Here is a 25,246-nt window from a genome sequence, read left to right as displayed (position 1 = left end):
GCCTGCAGTCAGGTCGCACCTTGTGCACCGGCCTTTCAGGAGCCGAGCATCATCAGGCCGCCATCTACCGCCAGCGTCTGGCCCGTCACGAAGCGTGAATCATCGCTGACCAGGAACACGAGCACCGGCGCGAGGTCGCGCAGCGCATCGCCCATCCTGCCGCCGAGCGGGATCATCGCCGCAAGCTGTGCGTCCATTGCGGCGAGCGTTGCCGGATCAAGTGCGGCGCGCTGGCGCTCGAAGATTTCGGTATGGATCGCGGGTGCCACACAGTTCACGCGTACGCCACAGCGCCCCCATTCGAGCGCGACGCTGCGCGTCCAGGCCATCACGGCACCGCGCGAGGCCGCGTAGACCGCGTTGCCTGCGAAGCCGCGCACGCCTTCCACCGAACCCATGTTCACGATCGAGCCGCCGCGTTCGCGCAGGTGCTGGAACGCTGCCTGGTTGGTCCACGCCGTGGCGCGCGCGTTGGCGTCGAACAGGGTGTCCCAGTCCTCGTCGGTCACGTCATGTGCGGGAGTGCTGCCGTGGCGGCCTGCTGCGTGTACCAGCGCATCCAGGCCACCAAGCGCTCCGGCGAGTTCGTCGAATACGCGTGCGACTTCGGCACGATCCGTGATGTCACAGTGCGTCGAGACTACGCCGGCCGGCAACTCGGGCGTGCGTTCGTGATGGGTGGTTGCGACCCGCGCGCCGCAGGCCGCGAACAGGCGCACCGCCGCGTTGCCGATGCCACCGGCTCCGCCCGTGACGATGATCCGCTTGTCTTGCAATCGCTGCATCGAGAGAACTCCGACAGAAGGATTTGCACGCTCTTATACACGAGGCCGATCAGCCATGCGACGGGGCAGCGCTTGCATTGATATTAGCAATCACTAATATACGCATCGTCGATTCCACTGGAGCCTGTCATGAACATCGATCGCTTCATTCTTGGTTTTGCGGGTGTGATGGTGCTGCTGAGCCTTGCGCTCGGAACGTGGGTACATCCGTACTGGTACTTGCTGACGGCCTTCGTCGGATTCAACCTGCTGCAGTCCTCGATTACCGGCTTTTGCCCGGCCGCGCTGGCCGCACGCAAGCTCGGCATCGCGCCAGGACAAGCGTTTCACTGATCGCCGTTGTGCCACATTGATACGATGATGTGGCCGTCCGTGCGGGTCAGGGCGTGCGAAATGCAGCGCTGCGTCGTCGGTATGTGCGCCTGGTACGCGACACCCGCTCCACTGCGGAATCTGCTCATGCCTGAGCCGGTGCCCTGGATCCCACCGTTCGAGGATGACCGACGATGACTGTGCGCAGCAAACCCACCTGGTCCGACGTCAAGGCGAAGCTCGCGGGCTTCGACCGTCCGGGGTTGATCGGGCTGGTGCAGGATCTCTGCGTAACCAGCAAGACGGACCGCAGATCATTGACTTCGTGGACACCGGCCACCCGCCATCGCAGGTGGTGGCTACCGACAGCCTGCTCGCCGCGCTGGTGGCGCCCGTCCAGCGGCGACATTCGACCACTATTTCGTCAGTGCGGGTTCTGGTCGTGCGAGTCCGGCTTCAGGCGTTCGATGCCGAGCACCTTCAATACGTATTTCTCGTAGACCGGTTCGGTGTTGCCGGTTGCCATCTTGCGCATGAAATACTTCTCGAAGGCTACCTTGGCCAGGTGCACCCACTTGCCGCGCTTGGCCCACGTGACGTTGCGCGGCGGGATCTGCGGCACCGCGACGAAGGCGACCCCGTCGTCGCCGAGGTCGGCCAGACAGATCGCGTTCCAGGTGGCACGTGCGTCTGCGCTGCTGCCCGCGATGTCGGCGGCAATGTTGTGCGTGATCGCGCTGGTCATCGACTCGATCATGTAGCCGGTCTTCGGTGCGCCAGTGGGAACCGGTGTGCTTTCCACCGGTGGGATCGCGACACAGACGCCGGCGGCGAAGATGTTGCGCCAGGTCGGGTTGCGCTGGTGTTCGTCGATCAGGACGAAGCCGCGCGGGTTGCACAGGCCTTCGACGCCGGCGACGGCCTCGACCCCGCGGAACGCCGGGATCAGCACGGTGAAGCGTGATGGCAGATCGTGTTCGCGTCGTGGTTGTCCGGTGTCGTCGTGCTCACTCACGCGCACCGATGTCGGTGTTGCTTCCTGAACCTTTGCGTTGGTGATCCAGCGGATGTGGCGCTGGCGCAGTTCGGACTCGAGCAGGCTCTTGGAATCGCCCACCCCGCCGAGCCCCATGTGCCCGATATAAGGTTCGCTGGTGACGAAGGTTATGGGCACGCGATCGCGCAGCTTGCGCCGGCGCAGGTCGGTATCGAGGATCATCGCCATCTCGTAGGCCGGGCCAAAACAGCTCGCACCCTGCACCGCACCGACCACGATCGGTCCGGGGTCGCGCAGGAAGCGTTCGTAGGCCGCTGCAGCGCGCTCGGCATGCGGTGTGGTGCAGACGCTGTGGGTATGCGCGTCGGGACCGGTACCGGGAATTTCGTCGAACGCGAGTTGTGGTCCGGTGCAGATCACCAGGTAGTCGTACGCCTCCTCGCTGCCGTTGCCGAGCACGAGGCGGTTTCGCTGTGCATCGATTCGCGTCACCGTCTGCGCGATGAAGCGCACGCCGTTCTTGCTCATCCCGGGCTCGATCGGCACCAGTACCTGTTCGGGCTTGCGCCAGCCGACCAGCACCCACGGGTTCGACGGTGTGAACTGGAAATGCAGACTCGCGTTGACCAGTGTGACCTCGTGCTGGGCGCCAACTGCGCGCTTCAGGTCGTAGGCTGCCGGCATTCCACCCACCCCGGCCCCGAGTACCACGATCTTCGCCATTGTCCGTTCCTCCTCGCGCTGCCGCTTATCGATTCAGGCTTCGATGATACGCCTTTGCCGGCACGGCGCGCATGGGGCCGGCTGCGCGTGCTTGCTTAATCGGGCCTTAATGCTCCCGGTGCACGATTGCGCTCACTTCGCATCTGGTTGCCCAGGCCGTCATATGGGCATAATCGGCAGCGATTCAAAAAACGGGAAAGGGGATGCAAGCATGTGGAGAAATTCGACGGAACGTTATGGTTCGCTGCAGATCGGGCTGCACTGGCTGATGCTGCTGTTGCTTGTCTTGGTCTATGCGCTGATCGAGCTGCGGGAGTTTTTCCCCAAGGGGAGCGATCCGCGCGAACTGATGAAAGCGCTGCATTTCATGTTCGGCATTTCGGTATTACTGCTGGTCATCGTACGCATCGCGGCGCGTTTCTCCGGTCCCACGCCGCAGATCAGGCCGCCGATGGGGCGCGGCATGGAGCTCGCCGCACGATTGATGCACCTTGCGCTGTATGTGTTCATGATCGCCATGCCAATCGCCGGCTGGCTGATCGTCAGTGCCAAGGGCAAGCCGGTGCCGTTCTTCGGGCTGGAGTTGCCGCCCTTGATCGGTCCGGACAAGGCGCTCGCCGAGCGGATCGAGGACGTGCACAAGGCAGTCGGCGAGTTCGGCTATTACCTGATCGGCCTGCATGCAGTCGCCGCGCTGTACCATCATCACTTCATGAAGGACAACACGCTGCTGCGCATGCTGCCTGCCAAGCGCAGTTCCCTCTGAGATCTGCTGGTGACGGTTCGCTCAGCCGGCTTCGGATTCGGCGCCGGCTGAGGTGCGCAGCATGCCGCGGAACGCCTTGCGGGCGGTACTGCGTCCGCGCACCACGTCATGGACCTCGCGCGCGAGCGGCATGTCGACGCCGTGACGCTCGGCGAGCGCCATCACGACCGGCGCACTCTTGACGCCCTCGGCGACCATGAACATGCCGGCCACGACGTCGTCGATCGTGCGTCCGCGCGCGAGTTCCAGGCCGACGTGGCGGTTGCGGCTCTGCGTGCTGGTGCAGGTCGCGACCAGATCACCGACGCCCGCGAGTCCGGCAAAGGTCGCCGGCTTGCCGCCCATCGCCACGCCGAGACGCGTGATTTCCGACAGGCCACGGCAGATCAGGGCCGCACGGGTATTGTCTCCGGCGCCCTGGCCGTCGCCCATGCCGACGGCGATCGCGATCACGTTCTTCAGTACCCCGCCGAGCTCGCAACCGATCACGTCGTCGTTGGTGTAGACGCGGAACAGGCCGCTGCTGAACAGGCGCTGCAGTGCCCGGTTGATCGTCTGGTCCTCCATCGCGATCACGCTGGCGGCGGCGGAGCCTGCCATGATCTCGCGCGCAAGGTTCGGGCCGGTGAGCACGCCGGCCGGATGCTCGGGCAGGACTTCGGCGATGATTTCGGTCATGCGCTTGCCGCTCGGTGTTTCGAGGCCCTTGGCGAGACTGATCACCGGCACCCATGGCCGGATGTGCGGGCGGATCGACTCGAGCGCACTGCGAAAGTACTGCGACGGCACGCCAACCACGACCACATCGGCATCGATGATCGCCTCGCCGATGTCGCTGGTTGCACGCAGGCCATCATTCAGTCGGGCCCCCGGCAGATACTTCTCGTTGGTGTGGCGTGAGTTGATCTCGTCCACGGTGGCTGCATCGCGGGCCCACAGCAGGGCCGGTGCGTTGCGAGCGACCAGTGATGCGACCGTGGTGCCCCACGACCCGCCGCCCAGAAGTCCGACCCGCATCCGTCTCATTCCTGTCTGTCATCCGTTATGGCTTCTCGGCGCAGTATTGCCCGCTGTCAGGTGTGGCTGCAAGGACAGGTGCTGGTGGGACGGGGCCTGGGTCTGCCACGGAAGGCAATGCCCGATATGCACTGCTGTCGAGCGTGGCGGCGGCAGTAAGTCGGCGCATCCGTGGTCAACAATCGCGGGCGAGTGGTTCATACTCTGCGCCCCCGCATCCGCACCAGGCATTGCGCCGTGCGGTTCATCCGTTCCAGAGATCTTCCCGATGACCGCTGTCACTGGCTCGTTTGCCGAGCTCGAATTGTCCGCACCCCTGCTGCAGGCCCTCGCTGACGTGGGCTACGAAACGCCCTCGCCGATCCAGCAGGCATGTATCCCGCCGCTGCTCGCAGGCCGCGATTTGCTCGGCGAAGCACAGACCGGCACCGGCAAGACGGCAGCGTTCGCGCTGCCACTGCTGCAGAGGCTGGATCTCGCGCGGCGTGAACCGCAGGTGCTGGTCCTCACGCCGACGCGCGAGCTGGCGATCCAGGTTGCCGAAGCGTTCCAGAAGTATGCGCACCACCTTCCCGGTTTCGTCGTGCAACCGGTCTATGGCGGTCAGAGCATGTCGCTGCAGTTGCGCCAGTTGCGTCGTGGCGCGCATGTGATCGTGGGTACTCCCGGGCGCGTGATGGATCACATCGAGCGCAACAGCCTGCAGCTCGGGGCGCTTGCTGCCCTGGTACTCGACGAGGCAGACGAGATGCTGCGCATGGGGTTCATCGACGATGTGGAATGGATCCTCGCGCACACGCCACCCGAGCGTCAGACGGCGCTGTTCTCGGCGACCATGGCCGAGCCGATCCGGCGTGTCGCGCGCACGCATATGCGCGAGCCCTGCGAGGTACGGATCAAGGCGGCTACGCGTACGGTGGCGGCGATCCGCCAGCGCTACTGGCAGGTGAGTGGCACCAACAAGCTCGACGCGCTGACGCGTATCCTCGAAGTCGAGGAGAACCTGGATGCAGCGCTGGTGTTCGTGCGTACCAAGACTGCCACTGACGAGCTTGCCGATCGGCTCGGTGCGCGCGGGTATGCGGTTGCGGCACTGCATGGCGACATGAACCAGCAGATGCGCGAGAGGGTGGTGGAGCAGTTGCGCAACGGCGCGCTCGATATCGTGGTTGCCACCGATGTGGCGGCGCGCGGAATCGATGTCGCACGCATCAGTCATGTGATCAATTACGACATCCCGTACGACACCGAAGCCTACGTGCATCGCATCGGGCGTACCGGGCGCGCAGGGCGCGAGGGCACTGCAATCCTGTTCGTCGCACCACGCGAGTTCCGGATGCTGCGCACGATCGAACGTGTCACGCGCGCGGTGATCGAGCCGCTCACGCTGCCGAGTCGTGAAGCGGTTGCCGGGCGACGCGTTCTGCAGTTCCGTCGCCAGGTCGCGGAGGTGATCGCAAACGAACCGCTGGATTTTTTTGCCGACGTTGCCGAGCAGATCGCGGCCGAGCATGACGGTGATCTGACGCGGGTGGCCGCTGCGCTCGCCTTCATGGCGCAGCGGGCACGGCCGCTGCGTCTTGCCGAGCGCGATGTGGACGAGGTCGGGGGCGGCATGCGCCGTGATGCCGGCGATGGACGCGAGCGGGGCCGCAGGCGCGATGTCGACGATGCGCCCGTACAGCGCCGCTTCGCGGACAAGCGCGATGTGCGGCGTGCGGCAGACGACGCGCCCGCGAGGGACGTGCGTGCCGGGCGCACACCACAACGCACACCGCATGGCGAGTTGGTCGCGTACCGGATCGAGGTCGGTCGTGTGCATGGGGTCACACCGCGCGAGATCGTCGGGGCGATCGCCAATGAGGGCGGGCTCTCGAGCCGCGAGATCGGCCGTATCGATCTGCACGAGGACTACAGCGTCGTCGGCCTGCCAGCCGATCTGCCACATGAGGTGCTTGGGGTATTGCGCAAGACGCGCGTGATGCAGCAAGCGCTGGAGGTGCGCCGCATCACGAGCGGAGAGGACGCCGAAGCAGTGGCCGTTCGCCCCGAGCGCCAGCGCAAGGCGCGTGCACCTGATTTTCGGTCCGACGCGCGTCGCCCGCGTGATGAAACGCGTCCGCCACGACGTGAATCACGTGATGAAACGCGCCCGCCGCGACGCGAGCCGCGTGATGAAGTGCGCCCGCCGCGACGTGAATCGCGTGATGAGGCCCGCCCGCCGCGACGTGAGCCGCGCGATGAATCGCGCAGCGGTAACGACCCGATACGGCGTCGCACGCCGCAGCGCACATCCGCGGCGAAGGAACACGGAGCGAAGGGTCCGCGCGGCTCCGCGGGTGCCCGCAAGCCACGGCGCGGCTGAGGGCCGACTCGGGTAGGCCGCAGCGGAGTCCTCGGCGCCATCAGGTCGCGCCAACACCACGATTCGCTGAAACGATGATCTGGCTCAATTGCCAGCGGATGGCAATCGTGGTAAAAAATACCGAGTGCTTGCTATGTGTTTTTGGCTGACCGCTGCCGACCGCTCACAGGAGGTAATCCATGCTGATCCGCAGGACGAGCGCCGTCGACGCGCTGGCCGATCCGGGGGCGCCCGGATGGAGTGATATCGCCGGGGAGACGGTGAAGCTGATGCCCGCGCCGGCCGCGATGCAGCCAACCCGTTATATCGCGACCAAGTGGCGCGACCAGGTCTACGGATCGATTGCGGCACTCGAGGTGCGCGGAGCGCACGATGGTGCTTCGATCGCGTTCCGGCTGCACTGGCGCGACCCGGTAAAGAATGCGGCGCGTTTCGAAAACACCGATTTCCCGGATGCAGCCGCGATGCTGTTTCCGCTGGTGGCCGATGCGCCATTGTTCATGGGCGCATCGGGGCAGCCGGTGAACCTCTGGTACTGGCGTGCCGATCATCCCGAACGTGCGCGCAGCGATGTGGCGCATGGCATCGGCAGTTCGCGTGTGGTCGATGACACCGCGATCACGGCCCGTGCCGTGCACGACGGCGAATACTGGACGGTGGTGCTGCGCCGGGCGCTGCGTGTCGAGGCGCACGCGACCGAGTCGGTGCAGCTCGAGGCCGGGCAGAACCTGCGCACCACGTTTGCGGTGTGGGAAGGCAGCAACCTGGAGCGCGCGGGGATCAAGGCATTTGCCCCGCAGTGGCTGGAACTGGCAATCGAGGCCTGAGGGGCCGGGGAGGTACGACGTGAGCACTCGAACCAACACGGGTCGCAGACTCGGCGGCAAGGTCGTAACGCCGAAACGCCAGTTGGCGATGGTCTTCGACCTCAACAAATGCCTCGGCTGCCAGACCTGCACGATCTCGTGCAAGCGGCAGTGGACGCGCGAGGAGGGGATGGAGCACCAGTGGTGGGCGGTCGTGAACACGATGCCAGGCAAGGGAACGCCGAAGGACTGGGAAGGCATGGGGGGGGGCTGGAAGGCGGATGGCGAGCCGAACCCGAGCCGCATTCCGCTGCGCGATGAGACCGGCGATGCGTGGCAGTTCAACAAGGATGAAGTGTTCTACGGCGGCGAGGGAATACAGACCTACCTCAAACCGACCAACCCCGATGGCAGCAAGCCGGGCTGGGGGCCGAACTGGGACGAGGACGAAGGCGGCGGCGAGTACCCGAATTCGCACTTCTTCTATATGCCGCGCATCTGCAACCACTGCACGCATCCGGCCTGCCTCGAGGCCTGCCCGCGCGGAGCGATCTACAAGCGCGACGAGGACGGCATCGTCCTGATCAACGACAAGCAGTGCAAGGGTTTCCGTTTCTGCATGGAAGCCTGCCCGTACAAGCGCATCTACTACAACCACGTGCGCGACATCACGCAGAAGTGCATCTTCTGTTTCCCGCGTGTCGAGAAGGGGGTTGCTCCGGCGTGTGCACGCCAGTGCCCCGGGCGTTTGCGTTTCGTTGGCTACCTCGATGACGAGAACGGCCCGATCCACAAGCTGGTCCACAAGTGGAAGGTCGCGCTGCCGCTGCACGAGGAATACGGCACCCAGCCGAACGTCTATTACGTACCACCGCTGTCGCCGCCGAGCATCGATGCCAACGGCAACGCCGATCCGTCGAAGCCGCGCATTCCGCTCGAATACCTCGAGGGCCTGTTCGGCCCGCGCGTGAACGAAGTGCTGGAACTGATCAAGGCCGAGAAGGAAAAGAAGGCACGCGGCGAAGCGTCCGAGCTGATGGACACGCTGATCGTCTACAAGTGGCCCGAGGACATTTTCCCCGATTTCACGGTGGATCCCGCAGAGCTCTGAAACCGGCAAGAGGAGTGCAGCGATGAACACGACGATCACCCGACGCGGTTTCCTGCGCGGCGCTGGCGGTGCGATGGCGCTTTCGCTGATGCATCTGCGCTGGAATGGCGTACACGCGGCCGAGGCCGAGACCAGCCCGTTCGATTTCCCCGAGGTTACCTACAGCGGCTTCGAGGACGTCTATCGGGGCAAGTGGAAATGGGACAGCGTTGCGAAGGGAACACACTTCGTGAACTGCTGGTACCAGCGCGGCTGCAACTGGAACGTCTACGTGAAGGATGGTGTGGTCTGGCGTGAGGAGCAGGCCGGTACCTACGAGCCGATTGATCCGAAGATTCCCGACTACAACCCGCGTGGTTGCCAGAAGGGTGCCTGCTATTCCGAGCGCATGTACGACGAGTCGCGCCTGCGTTACCCGCTGAAGCGCGTGGGCGAGCGCGGCGCCGGTTCCTGGCAGCGCGTGAGCTGGGACCAGGCGCTGAACGACATCGCCGATCACATGATCGACGTCATGACGAGTGACGACGGTCCGGGCTCGATCGTCTGGGACCAGGGCACGGCGCAGACGAACGGTGGCGCCGGGCTGGGGATGCTGCGCACCACGCTGGTGCTCGACACGCCGGTGCTCGACGACAACACCGAGATCGGCGATCACCGCCCGGGGGTTGCCGTCACGATGGGCAAGATGGTGTTCTGCAGCTCCTCGGACGATCTCTTCCATTCCGACCTGATCATGATCTGGGGTGGCAATCCGATCTACACGCAGATTCCGAACGCGCACTTCATGCTCGAGGCGCGCTACAACGGCGCAAGGATCATCACCATCTCTCCGGACTTCTCGGCCTCGGCGGTGCACGCAGACCAGTGGGTGCCGGTCAAGGTGGCCACCGACGCCGCACTCGGACTGTCGATGGCGCACGTGATGATCGAGGAAGGCATCTACAATGCCGCCTTCGTGAAGGAGCAGACCGACCTGCCGTTGCTGGTGCACACCGATTCGGGACGCTTCCTGCGCGAGTCCGACCTGGTGAAGGAGGGGGCCGAAGACCGCTTCTACGTGCATGATGCTGCCGGCAAGGGCGTCACGATGGTGGAGCAGAAGACGCTCGCGCTCGACGGACTCGATCCGGACCTGGAGGGCGAGTTCGAGGTTTCTGGTCTGAACGGCACACTGCGCGTGACGCCGGTGTTTGCGCGCCTGCGCAAGCACCTGCAGCAGTACACGCCGGAACAGGCAACGACGATCTGTAGCACCAGCCCCGACACGATCCGCGGTCTTGCCCGCCAACTTGCGAAGGCGCGTGCCGCGACCTGTGTCACGCAATCGAACTTCTCGAAGTTCTACCACGGCATCGAAATGGAGCGCGCGCAGATCCTGTGTTTCGCCCTTGCCGGACAGATGGGGCGCAAGGGTGCCGGCTACATGGGCTTCCCGTACATGTCAGTCGATGCCGTCGGTTCGCTGGCGGCGGCGAGCGGCCAGCGTTCGCCGAAGATCGCGCTGGCTGCGCTCGGCCTGAAGATGGCGCCGGAGATCCTGAAGCTGAAATGGGAGGGTTATACCTCCGAGATGATCATGTACGAGATGGGGCGTCGGAGTTACCGGGGGGGGGATTCCCTGGCAACGCTGATCTGGATGTATCACCAGGGCGGGATGGAGGATACCTACGGCGAAACCGAGAAGTGGGACAAGGAGATGAAGCGGCCGCTGGCGTCCTATATGGACGAGGCGCTCGAGAAGGGGTGGCAGCAGCGTCAGCCGCACCGTCCGCGCATCTTCATGGAAGCCGGTGGCAACATCCTGCGACGCTTCCGCGCCTCCGACAAGGCTCGCGAGCGCCTTCTGCCGAAGCTGGACCTGCTGGTCACGATGGACTGGCGCATGAGTTCGACCGCGCTTTACAGCGACTACGTGCTGCCCGCCGCGGCCTGGTACGAGAAGGACGACATCACGTGGGCGACGCCGTTGTCGCCGTTCTCGCAGGTCGTCACGCGTGCTGCCGAACCGGTCGGCGAGGCCAAGGCCGACTGGGAAATCCATTGCCTGTTGCTGAAGGCGATCCAGCGCCGCGCAGGCGAGCGCGGCCTGACGCATTTCCGTGACCGCCACGGAGAGGAGCGCAGCTTCGACGTTTACGACGAGTTCACCTTCGGTGGTCGTTACCACGAAGGCAATATCGAGGAGTTCCTCGATCTGATCCTCGACGTATCGACCAACGTCGGTGACGTGAACTGGGAGCAACTGAAGAAGAAGGGTTTCCAGCGCTTCACGTCGCTGCCGGAAAACGATTACCTCACGGTCGGCAACGCCACCGACGTGAGCGAGCACGACACGATCACCGCAGGCCTGTGGCATACGGAGAAGAAAATGCCGTGGCCGACGATGACCCGTCGCATGCAGTTCTGCATCGACCATCCGTTCTACGAAGAGCTTGGTGAAACGTTGCCGGTACACAAGGAGCAGCCGGCGATTGGTGGCAACTACCCGCTGCATCTCACCGGTGGACACACACGCTGGTCGATTCACTCGAGCTGGCGTGACCAGCGGTTCATGCAGCAGCTCAATCGTGGCCAGCCGGTGATCTTCATCAGTGTGGAGGATGCAGCGGCACGCGGCATCGCCGACGGCGACCAGGTGCGGCTGTTCAACGACGTTTCTTCCACCGAGCTGATGGCGAAGGTTGCAGCGGCGCATCGCCCCGGACAGGTGACGGTCTACCACGCGTGGGAGCCGCACATGAGCAAGGGTCGCGTCAGCTACACCGCGGTGACGCCGAACCCGATCAACCCGCTGCAACTGGCAGGAGGCTACTTTCATATCCAGGCGCGTCCGGCCGAGTTCACACCGGGCTCCACCGATCGCGCCACACGTGTGGAAGTGGAAAAGGTCGCTTCGGCTGCAGATCGCATCGACGCGGTGCAGGTGGGCTGAACGCGAATGAACTACAGAGGATGCAGGCGATGGATGGCGAAATGACCGGCAGTGACGAACTGTCCGATGTGGAGTTGAGCGAAGCGGCCTTGCTCGCTGCTGCCCGGCAGAGCACGGGCCTCGATGATTTCGGTGACGAAGCCGAGTGGAAGGAAGGTTTCACGCGGCTGCTTGCGTCGCTGAACGATGAAGCGCGACTGAACAAGGTCGGTCGCAACATTGCTTTCGGCGAGTTGCTGCGTCACCTCGAGAACCGCCTGCAGGTTACCGAGGACATCCGCCGCAACCCGTCGATTCTCGAGGTCGAGATCCGCAAGCCCGTGTTCGTCGTCGGCCTGCCGCGCACCGGTTCGACGATCCTGCACGATCTGCTGGCACGTGACCCGGACAGCCGCGTGCCGATGACCTGGGAAACCCACTACATGTCGCCGCCGGCGGAAGCCGCCACGTACGAGAGCGACCCGCGCATTGCCCGCTGCGAGGCGCACTTCGAACAGACTTCGCGCGCGCTGATTCCGGAGTTCCAGGCGATCCACGAGATGGGTGCACAGCTCACGCAGGAATGTCTGATGCTGAACGCATTCGACTTCGGGAGCGTGATCTTTGCGAACCAGTTCCGTATTCCGTCCTACGAGGAGTGGGTGGAAACCCGGGACCAGACTTCCGTTTACCGCACGCACAAGCGCCTGTTGCAGTACATGCAGTGGCACAACCCGAAGCAGCGCTGGGTGCTGAAGAGTACCGGCCATCTGTTCGCTCTCGATGCGCTGTACACGGTCTATCCGGACGCGCAGGTGATCATGACGCACCGTGACCCGCTGAAGCTGATCGCCTCGCACTGCTCGCTGGTCTCGATGGCGTGCAGCATGGGCAGCGACCAGGTCGACAAGCGTGAAGTCGGCGAGATGTGGAGCGTGTCGTGGGAGCGTGCGATGCGCAACGGCGTGGAGTTCCGTCGCACACGCCCGGAGGCAGCGACGATCTTCGACATGCATTTTGCCGAACTGGTTCGCGACCCGCTGGCGATGGTCCGGCGCATCTATGCGCACTTCGGGCTGCCGTTGCCTGCTGCGACCGAGGCACGGATGCGCGAATTCATCGACAGCAATCCCAAGGAACGCCATGGTGTGCATCGTTACCGTCTGGAGGACTTTGGCCTTGATCCGGTACGCGAGCGCGAACGTTACCGCTTCTACCAGGAGTATTTCGGGGTTGCGAGCGAAGGCTAGGCGCACGACATGACACGGCGGAGGAGCACATGCCAATGAGCGACAACAAGAAGCTGAGCGTACAGGCCTGGGAAGCGTTTTGTGACAGTCTGAAGCCCGCAGGTGCCGTGCTCTCACGGGCCGCAACGCCGGAAGATCAACTGACGCAGGCCGAGGGGCTGCGCAAGCTGGTACGCATGATCCGCATGGGTTTCGAGGCGGCGCTCGAATACGGTAATACCGAGCATCCCGAGGTCTACCAGCTCGTCACGTCGACGACGCTGGGCGAGGGGGAAACTTCGGATTCCCGTTATTACCAGGTGATGATCGACGGGTCGAAGAGCTATCGCCTGAGCGGCAGCCGCGGCGAGGCACCTTACGTCGAATTTACCGTCTACGCCGGCAAGATCGGGCTCGACGCGACCAGCGCGCAGGTGGGCGCGGTGACCGAGCACGAGCTGACGGTGAAGTCCGATGGCAGCTATGAACTGCTGCTGGCACCTGAAAAGCCGGCAGGCTGGACCAGCAGCTGGATTCGCACCACGCCCGAGTCCACGGTGCTTTTCATTCGCCAGTATGCGCACGACTGGTCGAAGACGCGCGGCGCGACCTTCGATATCGAGCAGCTCGGCGCCACCGGTGATCGCCCGCCGCTCACGATTGCCGAGGTGCGTCATGCGCTCGAACGTACCAGTGCGTATGTGTCGCGCTCGGTCAATATCTGGGCTGCGATCGTCGATCAGCGTCGTGCCGCCGAGCCGAACCGCTTCTTCGTGTTTGAAGTGGAGCAGGACCCGGACGAGTCACCGGAAATGCCGACCGGGCACCGCTTCTCGTCGGGGTATTTCCGTCTCGAACCCGATCAGGCGCTGCTGGTCAGTTTCAAGCCGGCGGATGTGCCGTACTGGGGGCTCGATACCACCAACTACTGGTTCGAACCACTCTCGTACATGGACCATCGCAGCCACTACAACAACCGCACGGTGCGCTACGAAGCCGACGGCAGCGTGCGCATCGTGATTTCAGCGCGCGATCCCGGTATGCCGAACTGGATCAATACGCGAGGCCACCTCGAGGGGCCGATGATCTTCCGCTGGTCGCGCACTGCGCTGCCGGTGCCCGAGATCGAAGCGAAGCTGATCCGGCTACCGTAGGTCGGCATTCATGCCGACGATTGATGCCCATACCTGTCGGGTTGAAACCCGACCTGCGCGCGTATGCGTAGGTCGGCATTCATGCCGACGGTTGGTGCCCGTACCTGTCGGGTTGAAACCCGACCTGCGCGCGTATGCGTAGGTCGGCATTCATGCCGACGGTTGGTGCCCGTACCTGTCGGGTTGGAACCCGACCTACGCGCGTATGCATAGGTCGGCATTCATGCCGACGGTTGATGCCCGTACCTGTCGGGTTGAAACCCGACCTACGCGCGTATGCGTAGGTCGGCATTCATGCCGACGATCGGTGCCCGTACCTGTCGGGTTGGAACCCGACCTGCGCGCGTATGCGTAGGTCGGCATTCATGCCGACGATCGGTGCCCGTACCGGTCGGGTTGAAACCCGACCTACGCGCGTATGCGTAGGTCGGCATTCATGCCGACGGTTGGTGCCTATACCCGTCGGGTTGGAACCCGACCTGTGCAGATAGGCCTTGTACAACATTCAACGCCTCAAATCCTCCCCGGAGATCAAAAATGAAATTCCCTGTCCGCTCCCGCACGCTGGCTCGGGCGATCATCCGTGGCTCAACGCTGCTGGCCGTGTTGTCGCCCCCGGGTATCGTTCACGCCCAAACTCCTGCTGCCACCGCGTCAGGGCTGGAGGAAGTCCTCGTCACCGCGCGCCGCAAGGAAGAATCCAGCTAGGACGTTCCGGTCGCGATCACCGCATTCAGCAGTGCAAATCTCCAGCAAATGAATATCGTGGACACGCAGGGCCTGCAGTCCCGGGTCCCGTCACTGGTGGTCGGCCCGAATGGACAGGGTCAGCGCAATGTGGGTTCCCCCACGATCCGGGGCCAGGGCGCTACGTTCCAGGCTGCGCCCGGAGTTGCGCTGTACATGGCGGAAGCGCCGTTGCCGGCCGCCTTGACACTGTCATCCCAGGGTGGCCCCGGCATCTTTCTGGACCTCGAGAACGTACAGGTGCTCAAAGGTCCGCAGGGCACGCTGTTCGGGCGCAACACCACGGGCGGTGCCATATTGCTGTCGCCGCACCGGCCAACCGAGCAGATGGAAGGGCACGTGCAGGCGCAGGTCGGCAACTACGAGGACCGTGAACTGCAGGCGGTCATCAACGTCCCCGTGATCGAAGACAGGTTGCTGGTGCGTCTGGCCGCCGAAAGCGTGGATCGCGAAGGCTTCACCAGGGACATCAACTGGAACAAGTATCGCGACGACAAGGACTACTGGACCGCTCGGCTTGGCATCACCTGGCGTCCGACCGACGGTATCGAAAACTACCTGATGGTGTCCAACACCTCGTCACGCAACAACGGCACGGGACTGATCAATCGTGGCTTCAACCTGGCGGCTTACGGGCCGACCGGGTATGGCATCTGTGACAACAGCGCCGTGCCGGGTCTGGACGTCCCTTGCTCGCTGTACCAGGACCTCACCGATGCACAGAACGCACGCGGCAAGCGCAAGGTGGCGCACGGTGTGGACGATTACGAGAAGATCGAAACCTGGGGCGTGACGGATATCCTCGATTTCGAGATCACCGAGCAGGCGACGCTTCGCAACATCGTCAGCTATTCGAAGATGAAGCTGTACTTCAGTTACGACGGCGATGGTTCCCTCGCGCCGGCGAACGACATCAATCCGTTCACCCAGCGCCATATCCCGCGTGATGACTTCGAGCAGGTTTCCGAAGAGCTTCAACTGCAGGGATCGACGCTCGGCGGACGACTCGACTATGTGCTCGGCGGGTTTTACTACAAGAGCAAGCCCACTGGTCGCCAGGAGTACGGCGGCGTCAACGTCTGCCCCATAGGTTTTGCTGCCTACTGCATGAATTACACCGGTGATGGTTCGCTGAATACGTTCAACACACGCGGCATCTACGGCGTGACCAACGAATCCAGGGCGCTCTACGCGCAGGGTACGTACGATCTGGGAGGGTTCGGCGCGTCGTTCGATGGCCTGCGCCTGACTGCCGGGTATCGGTATACATGGGACGAGGTCGACGGTTTTGCGACTGTGTTCACTCTGGATCCTTCAGGTTCGTACAGATGCGGGACCACCAATGCGCTGGTCGCGGATCCCGCACAATGCGAGTTCACCGACAGGCTGAAGAGCCGCAAGCCCACCTGGACCGTGGGGCTGGATTACGATGTGCTCGACGACGTGATGGTTTACGGCAAGGTGAGCAAGGGCTACAAGGCAGGCGGTTTCAACACCTACGCCGTCCGTCCCGAGACACAGACATTCGGTCCCGAGGAAGTCACTTCCTACGAACTGGGTGTGAAATCCGAGTTCACGATCGGCGATGTGCCGGTGCGTCTGAATGCCGACGTGTTCCAGACTGACTTCGAAAAGATCCAGCGAGCCAGCGGTGACTTCAACCCCGTCACGTATGCCAGCGGTGCGCGCGTGCTGAGCAGCGCCAGTGCGGAAATCCGCGGGCTTGAACTGGAGGCGGTCATAAGGCCCCTCGATGCGCTCGAGATTGGCGCCAACCTGAGTCTTCTGGATGCGAAGTACAAGAAGTTTCCATACGAGGTGACGAGCCCCTTCGGCCACCAGGACTGCAGCGGCGCCGTGATTCCTTATGGTGGTCGGGCGGATCTGTCGTGCTTGCCGATGCAGTACTTCGTCGACCGGATCGCAAGCGTCTATGTGCAGGTGAACTTCAGCGACGACGTGTCCCTGTTCGTCAACTACGGCTGGTCCGATGACCAGCACACCGAAGCGTTGGTGCTGGAAAGGAACCAGCCCGGAGAGCGACTGGAGTCCTATGGTCTGCTGGGCGCTACCTTCGAATGGCGCCGCATCAATGGCTCGGGCTTCGATCTGTCGGTGTTTGGCACCAACCTCACCAACGAGACTTACCGCATCTCGAACACGGACCTGTACCAGGCGGGTTCGACCGGCTCCTGGGCAACGATCTACGGCGAGCCGCGTATGTATGGTGCCCGCCTGCGCTACAACTGGGGCGACTGAGCTGGTCCGTGATGTACGGGTATGTCCTCAAGCCAGCGAACCGGAGGGCGGAGGCGAGTCATGAATCAGCCAGCAGAATTGCCTATGACACTCCATACTGCAGCTACAGAGGGGGTGTACCCACGGCACATGGCGATCATGCTCATACGCAATAACAATCACCAAGCTTTCATCGACAACAGGTAACACAAACATGTCAATCTCACGAAGCATATCGGCGCGACGCATCTCTGTACTTGCCATCGGTGCAGCCATTGCAGCGGCAGCAGGAACAGCCATCCCGGCCGCAGCCCAGGATTCGCAGCGTGCAGCAGGACTCGAGGAGATCGTCGTTACTGCCCAGCGGCGTGAAGAATCGTTGCAGGACACGCCGATTGCCATCACGGCGTTCACTGCCGACAAACTGGCCAGTCTCGGTGTATATGAGGTCTCGAAAATCGCCGATTTTGCGCCGAACGTGCTGATTCAGAAGCAGTCGTCGTCGAATTCGAATATGTCGATTGCAATTCGTGGCATGGGTACCACTGAGACTGCATTGACGGCGGACCCCAAGGTGGGGCTGTATATCGACGGCATCCTCATCAGCAAATCGATCGGTGGCGTGTTCGATATTGCCGACCTGGAACGCATCGAGGTGCTGCGCGGTCCGCAGGGCACGCTGTTCGGACGCAACACCACTGGGGGTGCGGTCAGTGTGACTACCCAGAAGCCGAGCGGTGAGCTGCGCGGCAAGGCAACGGCGTCGGTCGGCAACTTCGGTTACCTGCGCTACGGTGGCAGCCTGGACCTGCCGGCAGTCGGCAATCTGGCAGCCAAGATTTCGTACAACCACAGCGAAACCGACGGCTGGGCAGACAACCACTACACGGGCGTGCCACTGCAGCCGCAAATGCCGAACGAAAAGGTGCAAAAGGATCTTGCCTCGCAAGACAACGACGCGTACCGCTTCGCACTGCGCTGGACGCCGCGCGAAGACCTGACTTTCGATTATGCGTTCGACAAGACCGACAACTCGGGCGTTGCTGCACCATTCCAGATCCTGAAGGTCAAGGATTCCGTAAGCACCGGGTTCGGGCACGAAGCGCGCGACTACCGGATGTTGACCGGCCCAGGCGGGCTGTTCGACCAGATGGCGCAGAACGTGTACCCGCGCAACAAGCGCCAGGAGCACTTCACGTCCGACGAGGAAACCGAGGAATACTTGAAGATCAAGGCGCATTCCTTCATCGTCGCTTGGGATGTCTCGCCAAACCTTACGCTGAAGTACCTGCTCGGATCGCGTCGGTCCAGACAGGGCAATGGCAGTGCACTGGATGGTGGCGTGTACTACGTGCGCGATCTGTTCTACGGCGTGTACGCGGGCAACAACGATCCGATCCAGACGCCTGCTTTCCATTCCCGCTTGAAGAACAAGGTCGAAATGGACTCGCACGAGTTCCAGATCATCGGCAGCGCCTTCGACGATCGGTTGCATTACACCGGCGGCATCTTCATGTACGAGGAGGACGTGTTCGAGAATAATCCGCAAACCTACTCGTTGCCGATCGCATTCGTCGCGCCTAATGGCGCGTTCTCGGATCCACTGGGCCCGCTCTATGATGCAGCCGGTTTCTGTCCGGCGATGTATGGCGGGTATCTGTGTGTCGGTTCGCAACGACTGCCGATTCCCGGTGACGACCCAGGCGCTCCTGGTGTGGTCGACTTTGCGTATGGGCAGAACGCCAGGTCGCGCGCGGTCTACGGACAGGCAACCTATGCGTTGACCGACGCACTGGGCCTGACGCTTGGCATCCGCTACACGGAAGACGACAAGAAGGCGTGGCTGTTCAACCAGAACATAGTGCGCGCCATACCCACACACAGCCGCAACAACCCGGTCCGTGGCAAAGGGGACTGGGACAACGTCAGCTACCTGGCGAACCTCAACTACGCGTTCAACGACGATATCCGCGCCTATCTGACCTACGCCACCGGCTACAACGGCGGTGGTTTCGGGGCACGCGCAGCAAGTGCGGAGGAGTTTCGAACCCCTTATGACGAGGAAGAGATCAAGTCGATCGAGCTCGGCCTGAAGTCGGAGCTGCTGGACAACCGCCTGCGCCTGAACGTGGCGCTGTTCCGCAACGAGTACACCGACGCGCAGGTCTCCGTGTTCAAGGCGGGCTCGGGTGGTGCATCCGCGAGCACGGTCAATGCAGGCGAGGAGACGATCCAGGGTATCGAGTTCGACGTCGTTGCGGTGCCAGTTGATGGACTGACGATCGATTTCACCTACGGGTATCTGGACGCCAAGTTCGACGAATACATGTCGTACAACGCGAGCACCGGCCGGCTCGAGAACATCGCGCGCAACACCAAGGTCCCGGAGGCGCCGAAGAACAGTGCATCGCTCGGCGTGCAGTACGATTTCGAGCCGTTCAGCTTTGGCGTGCTGTCTGCACGGGTCGACGTTGCCTACAAGGACAGCTTCGTATACCACCCGTACGAGAATGAATGGAACTCGCCAGACAGCCGCACACTGGTCAATGCACGCATCAGCCTGAACGACATCCGGCTCGGTGGCTGCTGCAGCGACAGCAACAAGCTGCGGGTGTCGCTGTGGGGCAAGAACCTGACCGATCAAGAATACATCAACTGGGGTATCGACTTCGGTGCGCTGGGCTGGTCTGGCGCGGTCTTTGGTGAGCCGCGTACTTACGGTCTGGACGTGGTCTATAGCTACGACTGAACAGGCCAGGGATGAGACCCGCCGCCGGTCGCCCTCTCAATCAGAGGGAGGCGACCGGCCATGCAGGAGGGCGACCTGCTAATCGGGTTGCCAGCCGCTTACGAGCATATCGACACCGGTGACGAAACCGGAGTTTGGGCTCGCCAGGTAAGCCGCTGCATGGGCAATGTCATCAGGTCGGCCAATCCGCCCGACACGGTTTGGCACAAAATCCCTGACGACGTTCTTCTCGATCGAAGACCAGTCGTCACCCCATCCGGCCTCTTTGGCCAGGCCACGCAGCCAATCCTCCACACTGGGAGAACGAATCAGGCCCGGACTGATCGAGTTCGACGTAACGCCGGAATGCGCAAGCTCCTTGGCCAGACTGCGCGTCATGTTCAGCAGCGCACCCTTTGCGGCGCCATAGTCGGGAATGGTTGCCATCGGGTGATGTCCCACGACGCTGCTGATCTGGATGATGCGCCCCCAGCCACGCTTCCTCATCAGGGGAGCAAAGGCGTGAATCATGCGAACAGCCGGCAGCACATTGAAATCGTAGGTTCCGAGCCACTCCTCGGGTGAAACATCGAACCAGGTTGCGTTCGGCCCCGCGGCAGTGTCTCCACCGGCGTTGTTGAACAGGATGTCGATGCCATCGGGATACTCGGAAAAGATCGTTGCGATTACGGTGTTCGCGGCAGCAACATCCGTGAGATCGCCCAGAACGACAGACGCGCTTCCGCCTTCCGAGCGGATGACCTCCGCGACACGCTCGGCGCGCTCGGCATTGCGTCCGTGAACGATCACGGTTGCACCATCGCGTGCCAGCCGGTACGCGATGGCCTCGCCTATGCCCGAGCTGCTGCCCGTGATCAGCGCTACCTTTCCATGAAGTTCAGTCGCCATCATCATCTCCTTGTGTGTGGAAATTCCGGTGTGCAAGTCGTTGTCACGCACTCGCACGCGTAGTTGCATTCACGGCCAGGTTACCCATGTCCCACGGCGTCGGGACGCCCGCCTTCCGATCCAAGGTGCGGAAGCCGGGATCAACGCTTCGCCTGGAAACCGGCCTTGCGTGCATCCCAGGCAGCAGGCCCAACTCCAAGCTCACGCAATTTGAATTTCTGCAATTTCTGATTTGGTGTATAGGGTAATTCGGACACGAACTCGATATAACGTGGAACAAAAAAATGAGGCGCATTGTCGTTGATGAATCGCGCGATTTCCGTTTCCGTCACAACGGAATCCGGCTTCAGTATGACGTTCAGTTTGATCTCATCTTCGCTTTCAAGTTCCTCACTTGGAATTCCGAAGGCGCCACAATCGGCAACCGCAGGATGACGGCGTGCGACCATCTCGACCTCGAACGTCGAAATATTGCGACCTTTGTAGCGAACAGCGTCCTTCTTGCGGTCGACGAAAAAGAAATTGTCGTCCGCATCGCGTCGCAACATATCACCGGTTCTGTACCATTCACCGTCAAATGCCCTGGTGGTCGCTTCAGGGTCATCAAAGTAACCGCTGAAAATCACGTGCGACCTGCGTGGTCTGACCCAGATTTCGCCGGCTTCACCCACAGGAACCTCTTCGCCACCATCGTCCATCAATTTTACTTCAAGGCTTTCGATTGGATTGCCACAACAATTGGGCGGCCAACTGCTCCGCAATCTACGGTCCTGTCGCAATATCACAAGAGCTTCGCTCTGTGCCATTCCTTGCCCAATCAGCTGCACATCGAAACGCCGACGGAATGCTTCCTCGATTTCGCTGGGCATTGGAACCGCCTGGAACTCACGAACCGGATTATCTGCATCGTCTGGGCGTGCCGGGGCTGCCCAAAGAAACATATGCATCGCCCCGATCGTGAAAACCTGTGTGGCACCATAAAATCGGACCCGTTCCCAGAAATTTCCCACGGAAAAGCCGGGATCGACTGCCAGGGTGATGCCGGCAAAGAGAGCGCGGAACAACGTTGCCGCCCACGCCCCGGAGTTGTACATGGGCAAAACGTTGTACGCAACATCGCCTGCACGCGTATCAAGCATGGCATCTCCGCCCAAAGCGGATTCAAACCAGACGTTATGACTCTGCATCACTCCCTTCGATCGACCAGTGGTCCCGGACGTCCACAGAACGGCACTTGTGTCACCGTAGCCAAAATCCGACATATCCGGCTCTGCATCCCCATTTTCATACAAGGCATCGAATGGAACCGATCCCGACAAGCGGCTCGGGTCGCCAAGAACTGCAGTATGGTTTACCGCAATTTCCTTCTGGATGCACGCGATCCGTTCGGCATGCCCTTCGTCTGTAACCAGCAGAGCCGCCCGGCAACGGTTGATCGTCTCCAGCAACCAATCGCCTTTATAATCCGTGTTTATCGGCACCCACACGGCACCCAGCTTGTTGACGGCAAGCACCAGGAACATGATCTCTGGCGCGCTGGCCATATAAAATACGACTCTGTCGCCACGCGAAACTCCAAGCTGCTTGAGCCCCCACGCCAACCTGTTGACGATGGAGTTGGTCTGATAATAAGTAAAAGCCTTTCTGTCGAACACCAGAAAGCGGGTATCCCCATTCTGGGCTGCCTGCATGCGAATCGCCCGACCCAGATGTCTTTCTGCAATATCCGGGAAATGCACCTTGTTCATTCATGAATCCCCAGTGCCAATGGTCAGCAGTGGAGATATTTCACGCCGCACGCTGCTGACTGATTCAAGATTTCTGAAGATATCGAATAACTCATCCTGCTGGCGCACCGGCATGATTCCTTCCATGAAATCATTCATTTTGCTCTTCAACCACTTCCAGTCCGCCCGGGTGTCATCACTCCACGGATCACCTTGATTGTAATCAGAAGCGTAGGATTGGCATCTGCCATCATTGGATGTAATGGAGACGATGGCTCTATTGAAGCGTGGGCGGTGGACGGGGGTGTTCAGAACGGCATCCCGCCACTCGACCGACAGTTCCTCGTCCTGCGAGGTGGTGATCCTGGAAGCCAGATCCCATACGGCTGCATCAGACAGATTTTCAGGTGAGTACCAGCCTGGTCCGCGCCTGAATCCAAGCAATGCAAGCGCCGTAATATACGGAATGTTGAATGCACCATGAAGAGGCGCGCGGTGATCCGGGGGGATGGACGAGGCGGGAGAATGAAAGAAATACATGGAGTAGGCAATCGGATTGAGCTTGATCTCGATTTTCGAGATCGCCTCCAACGGCAGATCAAACTCCCTTTGAAAATGCAATACAGCGTCGATCGCAGCGTGAGTGAACCGACATGACGGGTATGGCTTCAGGGATGTTTCAAGAATCCACCATTTGTCATCCTTGCAATCCAAAAGCTCGCGGTAGGCGCCAAAATAACCCTGTGCCTCAAAGAATCCAGGTGTGATATCAAGCACATCCCGGTCGCCAATGTAGCCTTCCTGGGCGAGAATGGAGGCCATCAATCCCGTTTGCGCCACGATCCCATAAGGAGCATATTTGAACGAATTGAATGCTGAGCGTGTCGGCATGTTGGCTGACTTGGGCGCCGTGGCGGTCCACCCGACAAGCCCCATGGCGTGCACGAGTTGCTCTCTGGATAGCTTCGCCAGATAACCGGCAGCCATTGCCGCAGCAAAGGAATCCGCTCCAGTCCCCACAAGAGAAGACCACTGGAACTGGTCTCCCTTGTATACGATCAGTTTTGATGCCAGATTCAGGCGAGCGCTGACTTCAAAGCCCGCCACATAGCCACAGAGCAGGTCGGCACCCGGTGCATCCAGGCGTTCGCCCTCGGCGAGTGCCACGGCAGCGCTGATGGCCGAAAAATGCGCGGCGTTATAGAAGGTTTCGTCAGCATCGAGCGCGTTCATCATTTCGGCATTGGCGTATGCTGCGTTGGACGATGCGACGAGCGGGTGCAGGCCGAAAACCGTTGATTCGTTCGGCCCTCCAAGTCTTTTTGCCACGCGCTGGTTTATTCTGCTGCGCTCGAGCCGTGAAGCGGCCAGCCCGCATATCAATGTGTCCAGGAATACGATCTTGGAATAGTCGAGCACATCCGGGGGCAGGGTGGAGAACTTTATGGACAAGGCGAAATCGGCAAATTTTTCCTGTTGGTACATTTTGCTTCCTCACTTGGGGTAAATGCACACATCGGCTTCATCGCAAATCAGAGGCTGGTCTGGCGCGGCGCTGGATGTTCTTCGATCCGCGATGACCGACACCGGCCATGCGCCGCTCGTAGACGCTCGAGTCATGGCGGCAATGGGCACCGCAGAGCAGGATGCGGCGGCCTCGAGGTTGTGGGCGCGAGTGCGAGTCTATTTGCCTTTGAATACCGGCTTTCGCTTCTCTATCCACCACGCGGTTGCTCCTTCCACATAGTCTTCCGTTCTGAACGCCTTCGCCAATGCCGCATCTTCACGTTCTACCTGCGTGCCGATATTGACTTCATGCAGTCCTCTGTACACCAACTGTTTGGTCAGCGCCATTCCTATTGGTCCGTTGTTGGCAATCTTCGTGGCCAACTCGAATGACTTGGTAATCACTTCTTCACGCGGAACCGCATAATTGACCAGTCCCATCCGTTCAGCCTGGGCGCCATCCACAAGATCTCCGGTCAACAGCAACTCCAGGGCCTTGGACAAGCCAATAATCCGTGGCAACGTGTAGGTAATGCCGCCTTCCGGTGGCAGGGCATAACGGTGCGTTGAAGCCATGCCAAATTGAGCGTCTTCCGCTATGACTCGCAAATCACACGCCATGGCGATGGCAAAACCTCCACCTACTGCAGAACCATTGATCGCGGCTATCGTTGGCTTCTCCAGAAGTCCTACTTCCGCGCCGAACCAGCCTACCGGTTCAAGGCGCTTCATCCACCCATATTCCTTGACCGCTCCTGGCACCGGTTTGCCCAGGGCCAATGCGATCAACATTTCAGTGTCTGCGCCCGCGCAGAACCCACGCCCGGAGCCGGTCAGTACCACGACGCGCACGTCGTCGTCCGAACGCGCCGCATTGATGGCCTGTGAAAATGATTCAACCATGCGGCCGGTCATGGCATTCATCTTGGATGGATTATTGAAGGTGATCACCGCAATATGATCAGACTTCTCATACGTTAAGTCGTAAAGGTTCATATTGCTTCCTTTTGATTTTCTTGATTTCTGGATTTGTCAAATGGTAATGAATTTTTATATTATTCTGACGCTAGCATACATCACATGCCCCCACAAGCAGTTTTCGCCTCTGGTGGTGCGCTGTACCGGGTTGATGTGCAACAAGGTTCGCACACTCGCAGGCCCGATGGGGCTTCTGTGTGTGAGAAGCCCGGATCAATTGCCAGCGTTGAGCGGCGC

The 25,246-nt window shown here is 61.4% G+C and carries 18 protein-coding genes; 11 read left to right on the top strand and 7 right to left on the bottom strand.

Going from position 1 to position 25,246, the window contains the following annotated elements:
- Positions 1-35 precede the first annotated feature (35 nt).
- Positions 36-785, bottom strand: a complete 750-nt coding sequence (locus H7A12_13070) for an SDR family oxidoreductase (GenBank protein MCP5321737.1) — start codon at positions 783-785, stop codon at positions 36-38.
- 129 nt (positions 786-914) lie between these two features.
- Here H7A12_13070 and H7A12_13065 point away from each other — a divergent pair, with 129 nt between their 5' ends.
- Positions 915-1,118: a DUF2892 domain-containing protein gene (locus H7A12_13065; protein MCP5321736.1), complete on the top strand. Its 204-nt coding sequence runs from the start codon at positions 915-917 to the stop codon at positions 1,116-1,118.
- 403 nt (positions 1,119-1,521) lie between these two features.
- Here H7A12_13065 and H7A12_13060 read toward each other — a convergent pair whose 3' ends face one another.
- The gene (locus H7A12_13060) at positions 1,522-2,817 is read right to left on the bottom strand and encodes an NAD(P)/FAD-dependent oxidoreductase (protein ID MCP5321735.1); all 1,296 of its coding nucleotides are present in this window, start codon (positions 2,815-2,817) and stop codon (positions 1,522-1,524) included.
- A gap of 211 nt (positions 2,818-3,028) precedes the next feature.
- On the opposite strand from H7A12_13060, the gene H7A12_13055 reads away from it, so the two are divergent.
- Complete coding sequence (locus H7A12_13055) at positions 3,029-3,583, top strand: cytochrome b (GenBank protein ID MCP5321734.1); 555 nt, start codon at positions 3,029-3,031, stop codon at positions 3,581-3,583.
- Between the two features lie 21 nt (positions 3,584-3,604).
- Here H7A12_13055 and H7A12_13050 read toward each other — a convergent pair whose 3' ends face one another.
- Positions 3,605-4,609, bottom strand: a complete 1,005-nt coding sequence (locus H7A12_13050; GenBank protein ID MCP5321733.1) for an NAD(P)H-dependent glycerol-3-phosphate dehydrogenase — start codon at positions 4,607-4,609, stop codon at positions 3,605-3,607.
- A gap of 259 nt (positions 4,610-4,868) precedes the next feature.
- Here H7A12_13050 and H7A12_13045 point away from each other — a divergent pair, with 259 nt between their 5' ends.
- The 9 genes from H7A12_13045 (at position 4,869) to H7A12_13005 (ending at position 19,910) form a co-directional block, all read left to right on the top strand.
- Positions 4,869-6,965 (top strand): DEAD/DEAH box helicase, encoded by a 2,097-nt coding sequence (locus tag H7A12_13045; GenBank protein MCP5321732.1) that lies wholly within the window; start codon positions 4,869-4,871, stop codon positions 6,963-6,965.
- A gap of 179 nt (positions 6,966-7,144) precedes the next feature.
- Positions 7,145-7,792 carry a hypothetical protein gene (locus H7A12_13040; protein ID MCP5321731.1) on the top strand — a complete coding sequence of 216 codons (648 nt, stop codon included), beginning with the start codon at positions 7,145-7,147 and terminating at the stop codon, positions 7,790-7,792.
- 88 nt (positions 7,793-7,880) lie between these two features.
- On the top strand, positions 7,881-8,882 hold the full coding sequence (locus H7A12_13035; GenBank protein ID MCP5321730.1) for a respiratory nitrate reductase subunit beta: 1,002 nt from the start codon (positions 7,881-7,883) through the stop codon (positions 8,880-8,882).
- A 22-nt stretch (positions 8,883-8,904) separates the two neighbouring features.
- Complete coding sequence (locus H7A12_13030) at positions 8,905-11,814, top strand: molybdopterin-dependent oxidoreductase (GenBank protein MCP5321729.1); 2,910 nt, start codon at positions 8,905-8,907, stop codon at positions 11,812-11,814.
- 29 nt (positions 11,815-11,843) lie between these two features.
- Positions 11,844-13,043: a sulfotransferase gene (locus H7A12_13025; protein ID MCP5321728.1), complete on the top strand. Its 1,200-nt coding sequence runs from the start codon at positions 11,844-11,846 to the stop codon at positions 13,041-13,043.
- Positions 13,044-13,078: 35 nt separating this feature from the next.
- A complete protein-coding gene (locus H7A12_13020; protein ID MCP5321727.1) occupies positions 13,079-14,176 on the top strand; it encodes a DUF1214 domain-containing protein in 1,098 nt (365 codons plus the stop codon).
- Between the two features lie 537 nt (positions 14,177-14,713).
- Positions 14,714-14,884: a hypothetical protein gene (locus tag H7A12_13015; protein MCP5321726.1), complete on the top strand. Its 171-nt coding sequence runs from the start codon at positions 14,714-14,716 to the stop codon at positions 14,882-14,884.
- Positions 14,885-14,932: 48 nt separating this feature from the next.
- Positions 14,933-17,182 (top strand): TonB-dependent receptor, encoded by a 2,250-nt coding sequence (locus H7A12_13010; GenBank protein ID MCP5321725.1) that lies wholly within the window; start codon positions 14,933-14,935, stop codon positions 17,180-17,182.
- A 193-nt stretch (positions 17,183-17,375) separates the two neighbouring features.
- Positions 17,376-19,910, top strand: a complete 2,535-nt coding sequence (locus H7A12_13005; GenBank protein ID MCP5321724.1) for a TonB-dependent receptor — start codon at positions 17,376-17,378, stop codon at positions 19,908-19,910.
- A 78-nt stretch (positions 19,911-19,988) separates the two neighbouring features.
- On the opposite strand, the gene H7A12_13000 is transcribed toward H7A12_13005, so the two are convergent.
- The 4 genes from H7A12_13000 to H7A12_12985 form a co-directional block, all read right to left on the bottom strand.
- The gene (locus H7A12_13000; GenBank protein ID MCP5321723.1) at positions 19,989-20,798 is read right to left on the bottom strand and encodes an SDR family oxidoreductase; all 810 of its coding nucleotides are present in this window, start codon (positions 20,796-20,798) and stop codon (positions 19,989-19,991) included.
- A gap of 140 nt (positions 20,799-20,938) precedes the next feature.
- Positions 20,939-22,546, bottom strand: coding sequence for an AMP-binding protein (locus H7A12_12995; protein ID MCP5321722.1), 1,608 nt, complete (start codon positions 22,544-22,546; stop codon positions 20,939-20,941).
- Positions 22,547-24,010 carry an MmgE/PrpD family protein gene (locus tag H7A12_12990; GenBank protein MCP5321721.1) on the bottom strand — a complete coding sequence of 488 codons (1,464 nt, stop codon included), beginning with the start codon at positions 24,008-24,010 and terminating at the stop codon, positions 22,547-22,549.
- A gap of 198 nt (positions 24,011-24,208) precedes the next feature.
- The gene (locus H7A12_12985; protein MCP5321720.1) at positions 24,209-25,027 is read right to left on the bottom strand and encodes an enoyl-CoA hydratase/isomerase family protein; all 819 of its coding nucleotides are present in this window, start codon (positions 25,025-25,027) and stop codon (positions 24,209-24,211) included.
- Between the last annotated feature and the right edge of the window lie 219 nt (positions 25,028-25,246).

The sequence above is a fragment of the Pseudomonadales bacterium genome (genome assembly GCA_024234165.1).
In the GTDB taxonomy this organism is placed as follows: Bacteria; Pseudomonadota; Gammaproteobacteria; order Pseudomonadales; family UBA5518; genus UBA5518.
This window is presented reverse-complemented; position numbering and strand designations above follow the sequence as displayed.